General features: G+C 55.9%; 16 protein-coding genes and 4 pseudogenes. 9 read left to right on the top strand and 11 right to left on the bottom strand.

The genetic code is table 11. The features are described from left to right. Positions 1-128: 128 nt before the first annotated feature. The 5 genes from OKW28_RS13300 to OKW28_RS13280 form a co-directional block, all read right to left on the bottom strand. On the bottom strand, positions 129-1,280 hold the full coding sequence (locus OKW28_RS13300) for a glycosyltransferase (RefSeq protein ID WP_429446149.1): 1,152 nt from the start codon (positions 1,278-1,280) through the stop codon (positions 129-131). 50 nt (positions 1,281-1,330) lie between these two features. After that, positions 1,331-2,200 (bottom strand): glycosyltransferase family 2 protein, encoded by an 870-nt coding sequence (locus OKW28_RS13295; protein WP_429446146.1) that lies wholly within the window; start codon positions 2,198-2,200, stop codon positions 1,331-1,333. Beyond that, positions 2,163-2,801 (bottom strand): putative colanic acid biosynthesis acetyltransferase, encoded by a 639-nt coding sequence (locus OKW28_RS13290; RefSeq protein WP_429446143.1) that lies wholly within the window; start codon positions 2,799-2,801, stop codon positions 2,163-2,165. Before OKW28_RS13290 ends, OKW28_RS13295 begins: the two co-directional genes overlap by 38 nt. 66 nt (positions 2,802-2,867) lie before the next feature. Continuing rightward, entirely contained in the window at positions 2,868-4,418 is a 1,551-nt protein-coding gene (locus tag OKW28_RS13285) for a GMC oxidoreductase (protein WP_429446141.1), read from the bottom strand. Beyond that, a complete protein-coding gene (locus OKW28_RS13280; RefSeq protein WP_429446138.1) occupies positions 4,408-5,223 on the bottom strand; it encodes an aldo/keto reductase in 816 nt (271 codons plus the stop codon). The genes OKW28_RS13285 and OKW28_RS13280 overlap by 11 nt, the downstream gene beginning before the upstream one ends. Before the next feature lie 637 nt (positions 5,224-5,860). On the opposite strand from OKW28_RS13280, the gene OKW28_RS13275 reads away from it, so the two are divergent. The 6 genes and pseudogenes from OKW28_RS13275 to OKW28_RS13250 all read left to right on the top strand — a co-directional run bounded on the left by OKW28_RS13275 (position 5,861) and on the right by OKW28_RS13250 (position 11,276). After that, positions 5,861-7,114, top strand: coding sequence for a glycosyltransferase WbuB (locus tag OKW28_RS13275; RefSeq protein ID WP_429446135.1), 1,254 nt, complete (start codon positions 5,861-5,863; stop codon positions 7,112-7,114). Between the two features lie 66 nt (positions 7,115-7,180). Further along, a complete protein-coding gene (locus OKW28_RS13270) occupies positions 7,181-7,396 on the top strand; it encodes a hypothetical protein (RefSeq protein ID WP_018424979.1) in 216 nt (71 codons plus the stop codon). A gap of 447 nt (positions 7,397-7,843) precedes the next feature. Beyond that, on the top strand, positions 7,844-8,056 hold the full coding sequence (locus tag OKW28_RS13265; protein WP_429446132.1) for a hypothetical protein: 213 nt from the start codon (positions 7,844-7,846) through the stop codon (positions 8,054-8,056). Between the two features lie 111 nt (positions 8,057-8,167). Then, positions 8,168-9,082, top strand: coding sequence for a GlxA family transcriptional regulator (locus OKW28_RS13260; RefSeq protein ID WP_429446130.1), 915 nt, complete (start codon positions 8,168-8,170; stop codon positions 9,080-9,082). Positions 9,083-9,508: 426 nt separating this feature from the next. After that, a pseudogene (locus OKW28_RS13255) lies at positions 9,509-9,654 on the top strand (IS5/IS1182 family transposase); the annotation flags it as partial. A 638-nt stretch (positions 9,655-10,292) separates the two neighbouring features. Beyond that, positions 10,293-11,276, top strand: a complete 984-nt coding sequence (locus OKW28_RS13250) for a phytanoyl-CoA dioxygenase family protein (RefSeq protein WP_018424982.1) — start codon at positions 10,293-10,295, stop codon at positions 11,274-11,276. 74 nt (positions 11,277-11,350) lie between these two features. Here the strand turns inward: OKW28_RS13250 and OKW28_RS13245 are convergent. Beyond that, a pseudogene (locus OKW28_RS13245) lies at positions 11,351-11,557 on the bottom strand (IS3 family transposase); the annotation flags it as partial. A gap of 12 nt (positions 11,558-11,569) precedes the next feature. Beyond that, positions 11,570-11,704: pseudogene (locus OKW28_RS13240) on the bottom strand (IS110 family transposase); the annotation flags it as partial. A gap of 164 nt (positions 11,705-11,868) precedes the next feature. Here OKW28_RS13240 and OKW28_RS13235 point away from each other — a divergent pair. The 3 genes from OKW28_RS13235 (at position 11,869) to OKW28_RS13225 (ending at position 13,781) form a co-directional block, all read left to right on the top strand. Continuing rightward, positions 11,869-12,084, top strand: coding sequence for a hypothetical protein (locus OKW28_RS13235; protein ID WP_018424979.1), 216 nt, complete (start codon positions 11,869-11,871; stop codon positions 12,082-12,084). Positions 12,085-12,542: 458 nt separating this feature from the next. Continuing rightward, entirely contained in the window at positions 12,543-12,755 is a 213-nt protein-coding gene (locus OKW28_RS13230) for a hypothetical protein (protein ID WP_429446127.1), read from the top strand. A 120-nt stretch (positions 12,756-12,875) separates the two neighbouring features. Further along, complete coding sequence (locus tag OKW28_RS13225; RefSeq protein WP_429446124.1) at positions 12,876-13,781, top strand: GlxA family transcriptional regulator; 906 nt, start codon at positions 12,876-12,878, stop codon at positions 13,779-13,781. 113 nt (positions 13,782-13,894) lie between these two features. Here OKW28_RS13225 and OKW28_RS13220 read toward each other — a convergent pair. The 4 genes and pseudogenes from OKW28_RS13220 to OKW28_RS13205 all read right to left on the bottom strand — a co-directional run. After that, positions 13,895-14,098, bottom strand: a pseudogene (locus OKW28_RS13220) (IS5/IS1182 family transposase); the annotation flags it as partial. 169 nt (positions 14,099-14,267) lie between these two features. After that, a complete protein-coding gene (locus tag OKW28_RS13215; RefSeq protein WP_429446121.1) occupies positions 14,268-16,181 on the bottom strand; it encodes a PAS domain S-box protein in 1,914 nt (637 codons plus the stop codon). Next, the gene (locus OKW28_RS13210; protein ID WP_429446120.1) at positions 16,181-16,636 is read right to left on the bottom strand and encodes a response regulator; all 456 of its coding nucleotides are present in this window, start codon (positions 16,634-16,636) and stop codon (positions 16,181-16,183) included. The genes OKW28_RS13215 and OKW28_RS13210 overlap by 1 nt, the downstream gene beginning before the upstream one ends. Next, on the bottom strand, positions 16,624-17,811 hold the full coding sequence (locus tag OKW28_RS13205) for an ATP-binding protein (RefSeq protein ID WP_429446117.1): 1,188 nt from the start codon (positions 17,809-17,811) through the stop codon (positions 16,624-16,626). The genes OKW28_RS13210 and OKW28_RS13205 overlap by 13 nt, the downstream gene beginning before the upstream one ends. Between the last annotated feature and the right edge of the window lie 105 nt (positions 17,812-17,916).

Genomic DNA, 17,916 nt, shown 5'->3' with positions numbered 1-17,916 from the left:
CCTCTGACGCTGCTCTTCCGCGAATGAGATGTCCTGGAAGGGGCAGCAACGGTTGAGCGTAAAATCGCGCTGACGAACTCAACTTCCTGCGACAGCCATCCTGCACGCGTGTGTTAAAGCAGAAATGCTTACGCTACCTGCTTGCTCATCAACGCGATATAGTTCTGCGCGACTCCGGAGATATGAAACCGATTGTTGAAACACTGCTTTGCCGAACATCGCATCGCAACCTTCTCGTCGTCCGGCAGCATTGCCCATTGCGTCAGAAGGCGGGTGATACCCTCTCGCGTGTCGTCGTCCACGAACCCGGCTCCATCGGCAACGACCTCTTGCCAGATTCCGACCTTGTCGGTCAAGAGAACCGGCACGCCGCACGCTAGTGCTTCGGCCACCACCACGCCGAAGTTTTCCTGATGCGAGGGCAAAACCATGACGTCGGCAGCGCGCAGCAGGGACCACTTGTGCGCCCCCGTTACCATGCCAGGCCAGCTAACACGATCCGCGATGCCGAGCCGCACGGCCTCGCGACGCAATCTCGCCCCGAGTCCATGATCATCGGGGCCTGCGACGACGAGGCGATAGTCGGTGCTCAAGTTCTGGATATCGTGAAACGACTGGATTAGCAAGTCGCAGCCCTTCTTCTCGTGAATTCGCCCGAGAAAGAGGATGATCTTGCCCGGCGTCGCTAGCGAATGCCGCTGCGCAACGTCCAACGTTTCCGTCGAAGGTGGCGGTGCCGTGCCAATCATCATCATCAGCTCCTTCGCCCTGTACAGCGGAAACGCCAAGCGCGCCAGTTCGCGCTCACTGTCGGTGGTGAAGAGAACCCCCTTCGCATTGCTGATGACATGACGCTCCACAAAAATCCAATAGACTAGCTTCTTGGCATGTTTCAACGGGCGGCCGATGTTGAACCATGGATCGAGCATGCCGTGCGGCATCACGAAATATGGGATCTTTTTCGGAAGAAGCGAGAGAACGGCCGCCGCGCTGTGGAACTGCCATATGCCGTCTACGATAATTGCATCGTACTGGTTCGCATGCTGTGTCAGCCACCCAACAAGCCTGAAGTTGAGCGCGTATTTGCCGGCGTGGTGGCCTAGCCTGACAACCAGATCGAAAGCATTGTCGTCCGATTTGTCAGCATCAATAGATGAGTCAAGACAGACAATGTCGATAGTGTGTCCGGAAAGCCTGAGCTCCGTCGCGAGCCGTTTGAGCGCCTCAGCAGGGCCACCATATCTTCGCTCGATTGACGAGATAATGTGAAGGGTTCTCAAGGCGGGATCTCCGGCTGACACTGACATTCATCGTAACGCGTAGGCGCGGTTCAACTCTTCAATTCTTCGCTTAACGTAGGCCGATCGACTTGCGTTCTCGCCGCCCTCATCTTCTCCCTGACTTTCAGAACGATGAAGTACTCATAGACCGACTGCAGCGTCGCATACACCAAGCCCGGGTGCCCGTCGAGGAAGCCTCGACGAACGAAGTAAAGTAGAACGAACTTGATCACCGGGCGGCATGGAAGTTGGTAGAACAGGCGCTTTTTATGATAGCGGCGAGTCTGGAAATCGGCCGCAAACAGCGCCTGGGAAAGGCTGAACTTGTTGCCGTTCGCCTTATTGCGAAGGAACTGATCTGCCTCCAGCGAACTGTAGGCGTTATGCCGTGAAAGCCAGTGCGATAGCCCCTTGCTGAAAGGGAAGTGATCGAGATAGCCGTCGAGCCGGCCAGTCTTGCCATCCACCACGGTGACGGGATTGACGAGCCGTTCATAGTGGATATGCTGGGGTCTGAAAAGCCGAACGAAGTACGGTGAACCCTGCACGTGCCTGAGCCACCTGTCATTGAAGAAGTCGCGGCGTCTAATCTGAAACGCCACCGCATCGCCGGCGTTCGAGACCGCCGTTTCAATCTCCGGTACGAGCAATGGGGGAACGCGCTCGTCGGCATCCAGATACAGCACCCATTCGTGCTTGAATGGGATGTTTTTCAATCCCCAGTTCTGGTGAGTGGACCAGTCGTCGAATGGTCTGGAGATCACGTTCGCGCATACCGAGCGAGCGTACGCGACGGTCCCGTCTGTGCTGAGCGAATCAAATACGTGGATGTCGTCGGACCACCCGATGACGGTCTCAAGACAACCAGGCAAATCCTGTTCTTCATTCTTCGTCAGCACTAGTACGGACACTTTGCTCATTGGGCTCTCCGTGCTTGACTCTAAGAGAAATCTTCCTTGCTGGCATGCCGGCATACACAGTCCACTCATCCAGCAGACTCCGCGTTACCACTGATCGCGCGCCTACAACCGCTCCCGGCGCGATATGAATGCCAGGGCAAACGAATACTTCAGAGCACACCCACGCGTCCGATCCCACAATAATCGGCTTTGCCGTTAGCTGAAACGTCGGATGGTTGTAGTCGTGACTTCCTGTACAGAGCTGCGCGCCCTGCGATATCGTGCAACGCTCACCTAACGTGATGCGTTCGATGGAATACAAGTTCACTCCATTGGCAACGCCTGTAAAGTCGCCGATCGAAAGATTCCATGGCGCCCAGATGCGCACACGCGGATAGACGTGAACACCTGCGCCTATAGTGGCCCCGAATAGTCGCAGAATCCAGCGACGCCACGCATGAAAGACACGCGGCGTCGGCACGAAGAAAACGATGTAGATGACGCCCCAAAGAACCCTCCGAAATCTGTTCGACAACGAAAATGAAGGTCCCTGTCTCGAATTCACGCCTTTCAGGATTATGCTCGGACGAACGCCTTCCCGGTTGATTGCATCTTTAGGCATAGACTCCTCTCTCAACGGACCATCGTAGCGTCCACACGGCTCAATACCTGCGGTTGGCGGAAAGCATCAAGCTTTTGGCGGGGTGCTGCCGGCAGCGTGCTGATTGACACATCGCATCCCCAGCAGCAGGAGCATCATAGTCGGATTCGCCCCACCTCCCGTCGGCAAGACTGACGTGGCAAGCAGCTGGACATTCGCGACACCGAAGAGGTTGAGGTTTTTGTCCACCACGCCATCGGCGGGGCAAGCACCCATGCGAGTCGAACCTGTTGGATGGAAGATACCTTCTGCGTTATCGATGTTGGCCCAGATTTGCTGTGGCTCGATCGATTTCCATACGCCAAGCGAGGCGAATTTGCTCGTTCTCCAAGTTCTTTTAAATAGTTCCGATGTCTCGATTACGTTTTCTTTGTCTTCCGTGGACAACCTCCAGTTGATCTCAGCGAGTGGCAAGCCGAAGCGGTCGCAGCACGTATCGCTGAGAGTGATACGATTGTTGGGAGACGGAAGCTGCTCGACCACCGCATGGACAATCAGGCGCGAGTGGGCGGGAAACAGTAGACGTTTGTTCACGAGCCTCCACCACATGGCGCGCGCAAGCCAGGGGGTATTCGCAATCAAATCGAAGATTACTCGTGGCGGCGGTGACTTACGACGCTGTACATTCCGGAATATCTCCCGTAGCACATCAAAGCCACCGGGTTTCTCAACCTTGAACCCGATGTGGCAGAAACCTGGCGGCAGATGCCGCCGCGCCTCCGCTTGTGGCGCTAGCTCGAAACGAATATTGCGCATTGAACCGGCGGCGCCGAATCGAAAGCCGACGATCTTATTTAGCAAAGCGCTTTCGGAGGCGACGATTTCCGCTACTTCTGCGGAAATATGATCCGTGAAGTTATGACCGAGCGCAGACGTAAGGGCGGAGACGGCTCCATTGTTCTGACGGTCGATTAGCAATGCAAGACGGGTTGTTTCGATCGCGCCAGCGGCGACGATGAGCTTCTTCCCCGAAATAGCTAGCCTGTCACCATTTTGCGATACCGCTTCCAGTCGGACGCCTTCAGGCTGAGTTTTGATTTTGACGACATGGGCATTCAACCAGACCTGAAGGTTGGCTGCCGCAGCGACGTCAGCGTCCAACAACGCCGCTACATTGCGCTTCCGGAATTCTGGCCACTTGGCGAGACGATTGACATGGGTCCCACCGAGCTCGAACGGAAAGGAGACGTCGGAATACGGGCCCGGTTCCAGGGAGAATAGCCGCTCGACGTCACCGATGAAAGGGGTTAGTTCATCGAGTGAGATCGGCCAGTGGGCATTGCAGAGATCAGAGTTTTGGAAGGGAATGAGGGCACCGCCCCATCGCATCGAGGTACCGCCCAGGCATCGGAATCGTCCGTGCGAGGCACCCTTGTAGCACATCCCCTGCTGAACGACTTCATTGAGCGGATGCGTGTCCTCTTCCTGGCGCAATCCGCCGGTTTCCAGGCAGATGACGGTTGCGCCTGTCTTCCGCGCCAGTAGTACGCTGATCGGTAGGCCGACGGTTCCCGCGCCGATGACTATGAAATCGGCTGCCCGCGAAATCGCGCCCTGCCCGCCCAGGTCATTGAGCATCGGCCGTTTCCTCCACGAGCCGGGCATATTGCTGCAGTCTGGCCAACTGCTTCGTGCTCACGATGATTGCGCCATTGGTATTGCGAAGTAGTGCCCGACGCAGAACCTCTGTCACGGACAGCGGCGACCCCTCCTTGCGGGACGCGGAGACATAACCGTAAGTGATCTGGAAGGGCTTGCGGTAGCAGGTCAGTACGTCAGCCTCGCGACCGGTGAGACTGTCGTGGACCTGAATGAAACGGGTCAGTTCGGAGCCGGCAGCGAGGAACGGCTCGACCTTATCCGTAGTTAGCGCGAGGCCGAAAGTACGGACCGTTCCGTCGCGTAGGAGACTCTCGAGCCATTTCAACCATTCATCAGTATTGAGCAGGGAAAGTTCAGGCTCGTGCAGCGCGTAGATGTCGATAGAGTCACGCTTCAGACGACGCAAACTGCCCTCGAGTGTTCTCTTCGCTCGGGCGACTGAAAAGTCCACCGTTGGACCCGAGATGGCCTTTATGAAGCGCCCTGTCGCCTTGCGAACAAAAACAGCGGCCCCGCTTTGCTCCTCGCCGCCGGGCGAATAGATACCGACTTTGGTGGTGACAGTGACCTCCGGTCGTGCTTTGAGAACGTTGCCAAGATCGCGCTCGGCCAAGCCAAAGCCATAGTAGGGGGCCGTGTCGAAATGGGTGAACCCGGCGTCCACCGCAGAGAATAATAGTCGTCGTCTCGCTTTTTCGGAGCCACTGTTGAAAAGACTGGCGGTGCCGAATATGAATCTCGAAAGTACGATGGGAGTCCCGGTCAACTGAACGCTTTGCACGATTAACTCCCGCTAAATGCTCGTCAAGCCCGCGCCTTGAATTGAATGACGAGAATGTTCTACCGACGATCAGCGTTACCGCGGCGATAAGACGTCAGTTTCTTAGTAAGGTCTGTGCGTAGTCCGCCAGAATAACCGTGTCAGTATCCATGGCATGGTTGTATGAGGTCTCCGTCAAAGCCGCTGTATATCGAGCACTGGATGGGTTAGCACAGCGTGTTCACGCTATCGCATGTGGCGAACTTGAATCTCGTCGACGTGAAAGGAATATAAGCGCCGCGCCCCTGATGCCCCCGGTCAAGACGGAAATTGGCAAGAAGTTGTCGGCTTTCGCCCACCGCGAGTGGAAAGAGACCGGCACCAGGCCTCCTGCGCCCACACGGCTTGCGATCATATGTCCTGGCTGGCGAAGCCCATCTAGGCGAGGCACGACAAGCATTTGTCCGACCGGGCAATTGGATATCTGCGATCTTCGAATCAGGAAGGCGAACGCGCAGCTTTGACACAACGCGAATACGAATGCGACTGCGAGCAAGCCACGGAACGATAGCCTCCATCAGAGTCCGAACGCATGGGTCGTACATTCCCGTGCCCAACGCAGACTTGATCTTCTTTTTCCCAAGATGTGGATTACTCAATGAAAGTGCTGATAATCTCGCTCAACTATGCCCCAGAGGTGACAGGGGTGGGAAAATACTCCGCGGAGCTTGCGGAGTGGCTCGCATTACAGGGGCACACGATACGCGTGATAACCGCGTCTCCATACTATCCTGAGTGGCGCATCAAGGCTGGCTATAACGCGTTGACGTACTCGACTGAGCAAATCAACAACGTTTCCGTCATACGCGTTCCCTTCTGGTGCCCCAAGCGCCCGTCGGGTCTGAAGCGCGTGCTACATCTGATGAGCTTCGCGGTCTTCGCGAGTCCGGCCGCCCTATGGCAGATCGCGTGGCGTCCGCACGCCGTGTGGCTCGTAGAGCCACCTTTGTTCGCGTCTCCCGTCGCGTTGTTCGCCGCCCGCGTCGCCAGCGCCTCATGTTGGCTTCATGTACAGGACTACGAAGTCGACGCAGCGTTTCGACTGGGCATACTGAAAGGCCATGTCGCAAGAAAGCTGGCTTTGCGCGTGGAAAGATGGTTGATGTCACGCGCCGACGTCGTCTCGACACCCTCCGCAGCGATGACACGGCTCGCCGTGCAGAAGGGGGTCTCCTCGGAAAAAGCTTTCACCTTTCCCAACTGGGTCGATACTCAACACGCGCATCCAAACAGCACGGACAACCCCTATCGCGCGCAGCTCACCATCGGCCACGGAGCGCTGGTCGTCCTCTACTCAGGCAATCTCGGACTTAAGCAAGGTCTGGAAATCATTGTCGACGCTGCAAAGCTTCTCACGTGGCGCGCGGACATCATGTTCCTGATCTGTGGCGCTGGACCAGCAAAAGATGTTCTGCTCGAAAAGGCCCGTGACGTACCGAACGTCAAGTTTCTCGGGCTGCAACCTAAAGAGCGGTTCAATGAATTGCTATCGCTTGCGGACATACACGTCCTTCCACAGCTTGCAGGCGCCGCGGATCTCGTCATGCCTTCGAAGCTTGGCCCGATGCTGTCGAGCAGCCGACCGGTAATTGCGACTGCGAATGAAGGTACCGAGTTATGGAGCGTCATCAACTCGGTTGGCGTCGCAGTCGAGCCCGGCTCTTTCACGGCGTTGTCACACGCCATCCTTCGTCTCGCCGACGACCCGTCGCTTCGTGCGCGCCTTGGCACTCTCGGACGGCAATACGCCGCATCCAATTTCTCGAAAGAAACGATTCTTCTCCAGTTTGAGGCACGGCTTCGCAGCTCAGTTCTCGGCAAACGAGACCTCGGAGACCGCGCGACGACGTAGGCTAGCGCAAATGAGCGAGATCCAGCTTGCTTCGTGGGCCTCACAAGGAATTCTAAGGAGGCAGGGATGAATTCAGAAGGGCTTAGTGCTGACCTTCCCGTAGACTGGACGGATGAGGAGTCGGAGTTCTTTATGCGTGCAGTGGAGGCGATCGCACTGGCCTACAAAGAACAGACCATCACGCTTGAAGAGGCCGGCGACCGGATTTGTATGGTTGCGGTCGCGAGACTCGGTGAAGCCATGGGCATGAATGATTCAATCAGATGTATTAGCCGGGACTAGATCTGAAGCGGCTTCGCCTTGTAGCGCTTTTTGTCCACCCAGACGTCAACACCAGCACTTTTGCAGACCTTCCCTACTAATTCACCAAGGTATGCGGCCAGTTGGACGCGCCGTAGTTTCATTAAGTCAAAACTTAGCCCTGTCCGGCCGATAAAGCCTGAAAGTAATTGGTGGGATTTTTTTTCACGCGGTAAGTTACGGCATGTAACGATATTTACGCGGCGCAACTCCTCATTCTTTCGTTAGTTTATCTTCGAAATCTACGATATGAAGAATATCCTCGAACCAGGAATGCCGATATATGAAAATCTCGCTGACTCGCATCAGGCGGAGACTCCCGATATCGCTACACGAAACGGGAAGGCGATGCTTGTTATTACTATTTTTTTCTGATTATCGGGGTTGCCTATATTGCAGTGACGCCTCCGCTATTTTGAAGCGGACACCTTGCGTCTCGACATTGAGGCAAGGCCGCTGCATTTTCCGCTGACAGTCGTTTTTATCGCGCGCCGCGACCTGGATGCCAGGCTTGCATCACCGCCCTTCGGCAACGTATTTTTCTCGCCTGAAACCTTGTCGATTAAAACGGCAAGGACAAATCTGAAAACGAGAGAATCGAAGTCCGACGACACATGGAAATCCTGTCTTCTTTCCGTGTGACGAATAGAAACCTGCCGAATTGGAGGCCGCATGACGCCGATCTTATCTGAGGCGCTAGCACCGCTTGATTGTCCGAGACAGGACATTCGGTCTGTTCAGTGTTCGACAATCGTGAAGCACGTCGCGATTATTTTGTATGACGGATTTTCGTTGCTGGACGCCGGTACGCTCGCCGAAGCTCTGCATGTTGCCAATGAATTACAATCTCAAAGTTCGAATCATTCCGTGACATATCGCGTGAACCTCATCTCGGCTGGCGGTGGAGGGGTTGCGTGCTCGTCATCGATGATGGTTTGGACAGAGCATTTTTCCACGCGCGATTTCGATCGCCTCGACAACCTCTTCATTCCCAGCGGAAGTGGTGTCGCGCACGCCTCCGTCGACGACAACCTCATTGATCTGTTGCGACTGGTTTGTGCAAGAGGCGTCCGTGTCACCGCGATCGGGAATGGGCACATGGTTTTGTCGGCTGCCGGCGTGGCGCGGTGCGATTGGCCTTCGATGAAGCATGATATCCGTCTCCGATCGTTATCCGCGAGCGCTGCGGAGCATGATCGCGATCAGGCTTTGGTGACCTCGCTCGCACTGCTCAAGATGGATCTGGGAGCGGACTTGGCCGCGCGCGTGGCGGACCGTCTCGGCGCGGATGGCGGGCGTACATTGGCCCCCGCGTTCGAAGATATGGATGGAAAGACGCTCCCCGAGAAAGCACGTGCGTCGGCGCGTTGGATCGTCCAGAACTGCGCGAAGCCCATATCGGTGGGCGATGCGGCGCGCACGTCTTCGATGAGTGAGCGCAATTTCCTGCGTCTGTTCAAACGGGAGCTCGGTGTTACGCCTTCAAAGTACCTTCTTGGTGCGCGGCTCGATCTTACGTGCAAGCTGCTCGCCAACAGCGATCTTCCGGTGGACAAGATCGCTCGTAGAACGGGTCTCAGCAACGGAGAGAGACTGTCGAAGCTTTTCCGTAAAGAGCTCTCGATGTCGCCTACTGAGTTCCGGACGCAGAGTCGACGAAAGAGTTGACGTACGAACAGCAATCCAGATGCGCAAGTGGGGAGTCACGTCAAGCGCACCGGTGAACCGCCCCGGGAATCGTGGAGGCTGGTTGGTTTAAGTTAATGCGAGTTCGGCGACCGTTGTTTCAAGTTGCCGATAGTAGTTTGTATATGAACGTCTCCCGTTTGAGCAAGCTCTCTTGTGCGTAGCCGGACAGGATGGGTTGCAGCTGTATATCCGGCCTTGCTGCAGCTGGTTCTTCCGCTGCGGGCCACTATGGAATCCGCTGACCCGCACCTCATTTTTCTCACGAGCTCGGAGCTCCTGGAGCCATTCAGGTTTAGCGAATCACGGTCCGACCTGTGTTGCCATCACTCTCGATTCCCAACGCAACCTTCTCCTTGCTTGAGTTTACCTGCTCAGCAAGGGATTCGTTTTTCGGGGGCAAGCTCAAACCTGTTCAACCACAAGAAGGCTCGCTACCGGGGCCTGGCTAAAACGGTGCGCAGTACGATACCTTGTTTGCGCTGGGCAATCTGGTGATTGCAAAGAAAGCGTTGTTGCAATCAATGGAGAACTCCGTCTGCGGGGCGGCATAAAGCGCAAAAACAGTGGTGAAAGCCCTGCAGAAATGAATATTCGCACTGGCTAGTGGGCAAATCCGCTGGCGGTTCGCGACAGAATCCGCATCGTGCGAACAGCGCTGCACGATCCTTCTTTGTTCAGCGTTTCCTTAACGTCTTTAGCGTTTTACGCCAATCATTTGGCGGAAATGGTTCATCTGGTCTTGTAGTATCGAAGCGAGATGACACGTATGATCGGTGATGCCTTCCAGGCCTTCTAGGCCATGCAGTTATACATAAATGTCGGCATCACCCTTAACGCGTAACCCACGCCGTGTTTAGACAGCAACATGAACCTCTTTGACTCCAAGTCAGATTGTTTTGACGCCAGGTTTTCCATTGCTGTTGCCGCCGAGGAATCCGCCGGGTTGGACTGCCAATCGTTCCGCAAGCATGCTCATTCGCGTGTCCAGACGCGCATCGCTGAGGCTCGTTGCTTGAATTCCGTCTCTGTCCAGTGCGTCGATGCTGGTTCCAATGCATCACCCAGAACGAGAGTAAAAGTCAAATGCCAAATTATTCAAGCGCCGCACTATGTCGCTGAATGTAAATACCTGTTCTCAAACCGAGCGTCGGCGGGAGAGATTTCGTATAACTGATATGCTGGAGGGCATATGCATCAAATTCTGAGTCCGATTGGCACTAAAATTGAAATTCCGGAAGTTGAGGCCGAGAACGGGACTACCTTCCAATTGACGGATCTGGTCGGCGCCAAGCGCTATTACGAAGAAAACGGCTACGTTGTTGTGCGCAACGTGGTCGATCCGGATATCTGCGATTCCATTCGCGGGGCTTTCGACCACACGGTCAAGCGCTATCCGGGATACATCTACCGTCAGGCCACCGCGAATCCAGAAAAGAACAGGATCAACGAGCACGGCTTCGTGATGAATCCGTTGCTCAATCTTCAGTCACTGAGTGACGCGGACTTCGCGCCGCTAAAGCGACTCGCTGTAAGTGTGTTTGCGAGCGCGCCCATTAAGTCCGTCAACCGGGAACTCTTTTCGGAAGAGGGGACGCTCGTTCAGAGCATGTATTTCGAGGGCAACTCGGAAACCTGGCCCCATCAGGACACGTATTACCTCGACAGCGAGAGCATCGGCACGATGGCTGCCTGCTGGTACGCCCTCGAGGACATTGATGCGGGCGCGGGCCGGTTCTTCGTGGTGCCGAAGAGTCATCGCATCGACATGGCGAAGAACGGGAAGAATTTTGATGTGGCGTTCAATCACGATCGCTACAAGCAACTGGTCAAGAAAATCCTGACGGAACATCGGCTTGAGTTTCGTGCGCCGTTCCTGCAAAAGGGCGACGTCCTGTTCTGGAACGCCAAGACGATTCACGGCAGTTTGCGCACGACGCGCCCGCAGTTTTCCCGCAGCTCACTGACATCGCACTTCATCCCAGCGTCTCATCGGTTCCTGCAGTTTCAGTCGAAAATCAAGCCTTTGCAGCTGCGAGAGTTCGACGGCATGGCATTTCATTGTCCCAAGGACATGGATCGTTTTTCCAGCAGAGTGGTCATGGGAGTGGAAACCACCTTTCCGAAGACGTTCCAGATGACCAAGAGATTGGCCATCAAGGTGTTGGTGAAGTGATGCACTCGGGGACGCTCGCGGGAAAAGGGAACTATGACCTTGCCCCCGTTTGACGAATCCCATAGCTGGAGGAATTACGCGGCTTCGCCTCGCTGAGTTGCGAACCAGTTCTTCTCGAATGTCATGGGGCTGACGTAGTCGAGTGTCGAGTGTAACCGGCGCGCATTGTAAAAGCCGAGCCAATCAATCACCTCATCCATTGCAGAACGCCGCGTGGCGAAGTGTCGTCCATGCATGCGTGCTACTTTCAGCGAACCCCACAGACTCTCGGTCGGCGCATTGACGCTCCTATGTCAAGCGACACGCGTCGAATCGGCCAGATCTGCCAGGATGAGCGGGTACAGCTCCCGGACGATATAGCGCTTCAGGCAGCGGTGGATTTCCTTGTTCGACATGCCTTCCTTTGTCCGGCAAGAAACGATTCTTCTCCAGTTTGAGGCACGGCTTCGCAGCTCAGTTCTCGGCAAACGAGACCTCGGAGACCGCGCGACGACGTAGGCCCACTTAACAGTCTTCCGGATCCGGTGCTAGCGCAAAGGAGCGAGATCCAGCTTGCTTCGTGGGCCTCACAAGGAATTCTAAGGAGGCAGGGATGAATTCAGAAGGGCTTAGTGCTGACCTTCCCGTAGACTGGACGGATGAGGAGTCGGAGTTCTTTATGCGTGCAGTGGAGGCGATCGCACTGGCCTACAAAGAACAGACCATCACGCTTGAAGAGGCCGGAGACCGGATTTGTATGGTTGCGGTCGCGAGACTCGGTGAAGCCATGGGCATGAATGATTCAATCAGATGTATTAGCCGGGACTAGATCTGAAGCGGCTTCGCCTTGTAGCGCTTTTTGTCCACCCAGACGTCAACACCAGCACTTTTGCAGACCTTCCCTACTAATTCACCAAGGTATGCGGCCAGTTGGACGCGCCGTAGTTTCATTAAGTCAAAACTTAGCCCTGTCCGGCCGATAAAGCCTGAAAGTAATTGGTGGGATTTTTTTTCACGCGGTAAGTTACGGCATGTAACGATATTTACGCGGCGCAACTCCTCATTCTTTCGTTAGTTTATCTTCGAAATCTACGATATGAAGAATACGCTCGAACCAGGAATACCGATATATGAAAATCTCGCTGACTCGCATCAGGCGCAGACTCCCGATATCGTTATACGAAACCGGAAACGGGAAGTCGATGCTTGTTATTACTATTTTATTTCTGATTACCGGGGTTGCTGCCCATATTGCAGTGACGCCTCCGCTATTTTGAAGCGGACACCTTGCATCTCGACATTGAGGCAAGGCCGCTGCATTTTCCGCTGACAGTCGTTTTTATCGCGCGCCGCGACCTGGATGCCAGGCTTGCATCACCGCCCTTCGGCAACGTATTTTTCTCGCCTGAAACCTTGTCGATTAAAACGGCAAGGATAAATCTGAAAACGCGAGAATCGAAGTCCGATGACACATGGAAATCCTGTCTTCTTTCCGTGTGACGAATAGAAACCTGCCGAATCGGAGGCCGCATGACGCCAATCTTATCTGACGCGCTAGCACCGCTTGATTGTCCGAGACAGGACATTCGGTCTGTTCAGTGTTCGACAATCGTGAAGCACGTGGCGATTATTTTGTATGACGGATTTTCGTTGCTGGACGCCGGTACGCTCGCCGAAGCTCTGCATGTCGCTAATGAATTACAATCTCAAGGTTCGAATCATTCCGTGACATATCGCGTGAACCTCATCTCGGCTGGCGGTGGAGGGGTTGCGTGCTCGTCATCGATGATGGTTTGGACAGAGCATTTTTCCACGCGCGATTTCGATCGTCTCGACAACCTCTTCATTCCCAGCGGAAGTGGTGTCGCGCACGCCTCCGTCGACGACAACCTCATTGATCTGTTGCGACTGGTTTGTGCAAGAGGGGTCAGTGTCACCGCGATCGGGAATGGGCACATGGTTTTGTCGGCTGCCGGCGTGGCGCGGTGCGATTGGCCTTCGGTGAAGCATGATATCAGTCTTCGATCGTTATCCGCGAGCGCTGCGGAGCATGATCGCGATCAGGCTTTGGTGACCTCGCTCGCACTGCTCAAGATGGATCTGGGAGCGGAGTTGGCCGCGCGCGTGGCGGACCGTCTCGGCTCGGATGGCGGGCGTACATTGGCCCCCGCGTTCGAAGAGATGGATGCAGGGACGCTCGCCGACAAAGCACGTGCGTCGGCGCGTTGGATCGTCCAGAACTGCGCGAAGTCCATATCGGTGGGCGATGCGGCGCGCACGTCTTCGATGAGTGAGCGCAATTTCCTGCGTCTGTTCAAACGGGAACTCGGTGTTACGCCTTCAAAGTACCTTCTTGGTGCGCGGCTCGATCTTACGTGCAAGCTGCTCGCCAACAGCGATCTTCCGGTGGACAAGATCGCTCGTAGAACCGGTCTTAGCAACGGAGAGAGACTGTCGAAGCTTTTCCGTAAAGAGCTCTCGATGTCGCCTACTGAGTTCCGGACGCAGAGTCGACGGAAGAGTTGACGTACGAACAGCAATCCAGATGCGCAAGTGTGGAGTCACGTCAAGCGCACCGGCATCGCGCGATGCCCTCTCCAAAAGGGCGAAAAGCTGCGCTCTAGAATTTACGAGAAGCTGTGGATCCGCAGCATGCGCTCCAGACCGATCGGCGGGCGGCCATTGCCGCGCTTCGGATAATGCGGCTCGATCACCGCGCACAGTTGCGCCCATGGCACGATCGCGTTCATCGTGTCGAGAAACTCGTCGCGCCGCGTGCGTTTTCGGTGCGTCTCGAAACCCGCTCCTTGATCAGCTGCCATCGCCAGCATCTGCTGCTTCATCCTGTTTCGCCTTCCTCGTTCGATCCGATCTCTGACGCTTGACGTACCGGTTCGGTGGACTTAATTAGCGTTGCCCCACACGGGGTCTGGCTTGGGTAGTCCCACATAGCATCTCTGCCTTGGCCAACGGACGGACAGCAGCGCGAGGAAGTTCTCGTGCTGCTCGCAGTTACGATGAAGCGTCTGGATGGGCGGGCACCGTGAATTGAAAGATCGCGCCGCGCGGCACGTTCGCGCTTGCCCACAATCGGCCGCCGTGTGCCTCGACGATCGAACGGCAGATCGGCAGCCCCATCCCCAAACCGGTCGGCTTCGTGGTGTAGAAAGGAGCGAAAAGGCGCTCGGCACTGTCCGCGGCAAAGCCAGGCCCCGAATCGAGCACCGTCACGAGTACACAGCCCGAGTCGGCTCTTGCCGTGCTGATGAGCAATTCCCGCACGCCATCGCTGACACCGCTCATAACCTCCATCGCGTTGATGAGCAAGTTAAGGAGCACTTGTTGCAACTGGACCCGATCTCCTTCAATTAGCGGTAATCGGTCCGCGAGATGCGTCTGCACCGAGGCGCCGTGCTTCCACGCTTCGCCACGGGTGAGCTCAATCACCTCGCGGATTGCCGTGTTGATGTCCACCGGTTCCTTCCGTGGCGGCGTCTTCCTGATCAGTTCATGGATGCGGCCGATTACGGCTTCCGCCCGATTGGCGTCGTTGACGATACGGCCGAGCGCCTGCCGGGCCTTCTCGACTTCAGGAGGCTGGCCGGCGAGCCATCGCAGCGCCGCCTGGGCGTTGGTGACCGTCGCGGCGATCGGCTGGTTGACTTCATGAGCGATCGAGGCCGTGAGTTGGCCCATGGTTGCGACACGGTTCGCGTGCGCCAGCTCCCTTTGCACCTCCCGGTAACGCCGCTCGCTCTCGCGGGCTTCGGTTTCGGCGCGCTTGCGCTCGGTCAGATCAAGCACGAATGCAACACCTTCCGTCCCGCTTGCGTCAAACGTGGCCAAACCGACCATAACGGGCACACGGCTACCGTCCCTCCTGATGTACTCCTTCTCGTAAGGCTGGGCGCGCCCCGTCTGCCCGGCCTCCACCAGGGCCCGTTCGCTGCCCGGGAGCCATTCCTGCGGCGTCAGATCCCTCCAGCCTACGCGACCGGGGCCTATATCTTCACGCTCGTATCCCACGATGCGCAGAAATGCGTCATTGGCCTCGAGAATCTCACCATCGAAATTCCAGACGATGATCCCGATGATGTTGGCATCCACGAGGCGCCGGATCTTCGACTCGCGTTCGAGCAGTGTTTGTTCGGTGCGTTTGCGCTCGGTGATATCCATGACCGCGCCCACGAAACGGAAGCGATCCGGATCAGAGCCGCTCACGCCATGCGCCACAGCTCGAACATACTTGATAGAACCATCAGCCATCAGCAGACGATGCTCGGCCGTAAATGCAATCCTTTCGTTTGCGGCGCGGTCAATGATTTGCTGCAGACGGATACGATCGTCCGGATGCGTCCGGTCGATGACGGTCTGCACGGTGGGCTTGATCGCGGCGTCGAGCTCGAATATTCGATAAGTCTCATCTGACCAATAGATCTCGCCGCTCGACAGGTTCCAGCCAAAACTCCCTGTGTGGCTCAGTCGTTGGGCTTCCGCCAGATACATCTCGCTCCGGCGTAGCGCCTGCTCGACACTTTTGCGCTCGGCTCGCTCACTTGCTTCGCGCAGCGCGCGCCGCACTGCGGGCTCGAGCCTCGACAACCGCGTCTTCAGAACAAAATCGGTAGCGCCACTCTTTAGCGCCTCTACCGCCAGTTCTTCGCCAAGCGTGCCGGAAACCAGGATGAAGGGCACCTCGGGACGTTCGCTTTGAGCGATCTCCAATGCCGAGAGACCGTCGAACGCCGGAAGTTGGTAATCCGCGAGAATCAGGTCGATTCCAACGGTTTTCAACGCAGCCTCGAAGTCCGCACGCGATTGCACGCGAACGATTTCGCAGCAGAGATGATCGGCTTGAAGGAGCTCTTGAATGAGTTCGGCGTCATTCGCGTTATCTTCCAGCAACACAATGCGAAGCCCCGACATTATTGCCCCTTCCGCATGCTGCCCGGCGGTGGCTCATTGATCAGTGCCCAGAATACGCCTAGCTCCTTGATGGCATTTATAAATTCATGAAAGTCGACCGGCTTTACTACGTACGCGTTTACCCCGAGTTTATAGCTTCGCATCATGTCTTTCTCTTCGTGCGACGATGTGAGCACCACCACGGGAATGAGCTTCAAACGTTCGTCCGACTTCACTGTGTCCAGGACTTCCAGGCCATCGACCTTGGGGAGTTTCAGATCCAGTAACATAACTGAAGGGTTCTCGTCGTAGCGATCGACAAATTCCTCCCTGCAATAGAGGTAATCCAAGGCTTGCTGTCCGTCTCTGGCAACCACTACCTCGTTTGCCAAGTTACAGTCTGACAGCGCGGCCAGAGTGAGTTCGACGTCTCTCGGGTCATCCTCGACGAGCAGAATGCGTCCTAGTTGGTCCATGGTGTCCTCGCAGTCTTTGCCGTTGCACCGTGTGCCTTAGGCACTGAGAAATAGAAAGTAGCGCCCTGATCCACCCCCCCCTCTGCACGGACCTTGCCTCCGTGGCGGACGATGATGCGTTGAACGATAGCTAGTCCGATGCCAGTACCTTCAAACTGCTCCGGGAGATGCAGACGTTGAAAAACACCGAACAGTTTATGCGCATACCGCATGTCAAAGCCTGCACCATTATCTTTCACAAACACCTCCACCACGTCTTTATTCGGGTCCACGCAACCAATCTCGATTTCGGCCCGCGTTCGCATGCGTGTGAATTTGACCGCATTGGCGACGAGATTGGCGATAACCAGTCGGAGCATGGGACGATCCCCGTAGCAGACCGGAAGAGCGTTGATTGTCCATACAATGTCTCGCCCGCTCGTTTCTTGCCCGATCTCCGCAACGACCTCCTTGACGAGCTGATCGAGGCTCACCGGCGTCTTTGTGGTCTCCACCTGTCCGACCCTGGAAAAGGCCAGCAAATCGTCGATCAGGTTATTCATTCTTTTTGCCGCCTCGACAATCGTTTGTATGTAGCGACGACTTTTATCATCGAGCGAAGAAGCCGCCTGTTTTTGTAGTAGCTCGGAGTATCCGATCACATGGCGAAGTGGCGCGCGTAGATCGTGCGAGACGGAATAGGCGAAGGATTGCAGTTCCTTGTTACTCGTTTCAAGCTGCTCAGCCCGCGCGGTCACTTCCTGATTGAGCCTGTGAATCTCGCTTTCTTTATGCTGACTCTGTTGCAATTCGGCCTGAAGGCGATCGCTGGTGTGACGAAGCTCAGTTTCGATTCGCCGTCGAGCGGCGACGAAACCGGCAAAGACCAAGGCCCATGCCGTGAAAACTAAAAAACGCGGAAAATCTTTGCTTGGGAGACCGATGGTGTACAGCGGCTCAGAAAGAAAATAATCGTAGGATGCCACCGATAGCACGACTGCCAGCACGGAAGGTCCTACCCCTGCGTACCAGCAAACAACGCCGATGGCGAAGTTAAAAGGGGACCCGTAGACGTCGTGGACTCCGAAAAACCGGAACACGAGCGCCAGCCCAAGTGCAGCCCCAACGCAGACGACGGATAAGCCGTAGCGCAGAATCGGTGAGCGACTTTGCAAGTCCAGGTGCAAGTGCGCCAAGCTTCGCCTCATTGCCAAAGGTGCGGATCCCCTGAACTAAAAATTATAGTCGTCCCAGTTCCGATCGTTGAGCAGGCGGGGACGCCCCAACGCGGATGCGTTGGC

The sequence above is a fragment of the Paraburkholderia sp. 40 genome (genome assembly GCF_050434105.1).
GTDB classification, from domain to species: domain Bacteria; phylum Pseudomonadota; class Gammaproteobacteria; order Burkholderiales; family Burkholderiaceae; genus Paraburkholderia; species Paraburkholderia tuberum.
This window is presented reverse-complemented; position numbering and strand designations above follow the sequence as displayed.

Coding starts and splice junctions, on each gene's coding strand:
- OKW28_RS13295 (WP_429446146.1), bottom strand. CDS start 2,200: ATGAGCAAAGTGTCCGTACTAGTGCTGACGAAGAATGAAGAACAGGAT.
- OKW28_RS13290 (WP_429446143.1), bottom strand. CDS start 2,801: ATGCCTAAAGATGCAATCAACCGGGAAGGCGTTCGTCCGAGCATAATC.
- OKW28_RS13285 (WP_429446141.1), bottom strand. CDS start 4,418: ATGCTCAATGACCTGGGCGGGCAGGGCGCGATTTCGCGGGCAGCCGAT.
- OKW28_RS13275 (WP_429446135.1), top strand. CDS start 5,861: ATGAAAGTGCTGATAATCTCGCTCAACTATGCCCCAGAGGTGACAGGG.
- OKW28_RS13270 (WP_018424979.1), top strand. CDS start 7,181: ATGAATTCAGAAGGGCTTAGTGCTGACCTTCCCGTAGACTGGACGGAT.
- OKW28_RS13250 (WP_018424982.1), top strand. CDS start 10,293: ATGCATCAAATTCTGAGTCCGATTGGCACTAAAATTGAAATTCCGGAA.
- OKW28_RS13235 (WP_018424979.1), top strand. CDS start 11,869: ATGAATTCAGAAGGGCTTAGTGCTGACCTTCCCGTAGACTGGACGGAT.
- OKW28_RS13215 (WP_429446121.1), bottom strand. CDS start 16,181: ATGTCGGGGCTTCGCATTGTGTTGCTGGAAGATAACGCGAATGACGCC.
- OKW28_RS13210 (WP_429446120.1), bottom strand. CDS start 16,636: ATGGACCAACTAGGACGCATTCTGCTCGTCGAGGATGACCCGAGAGAC.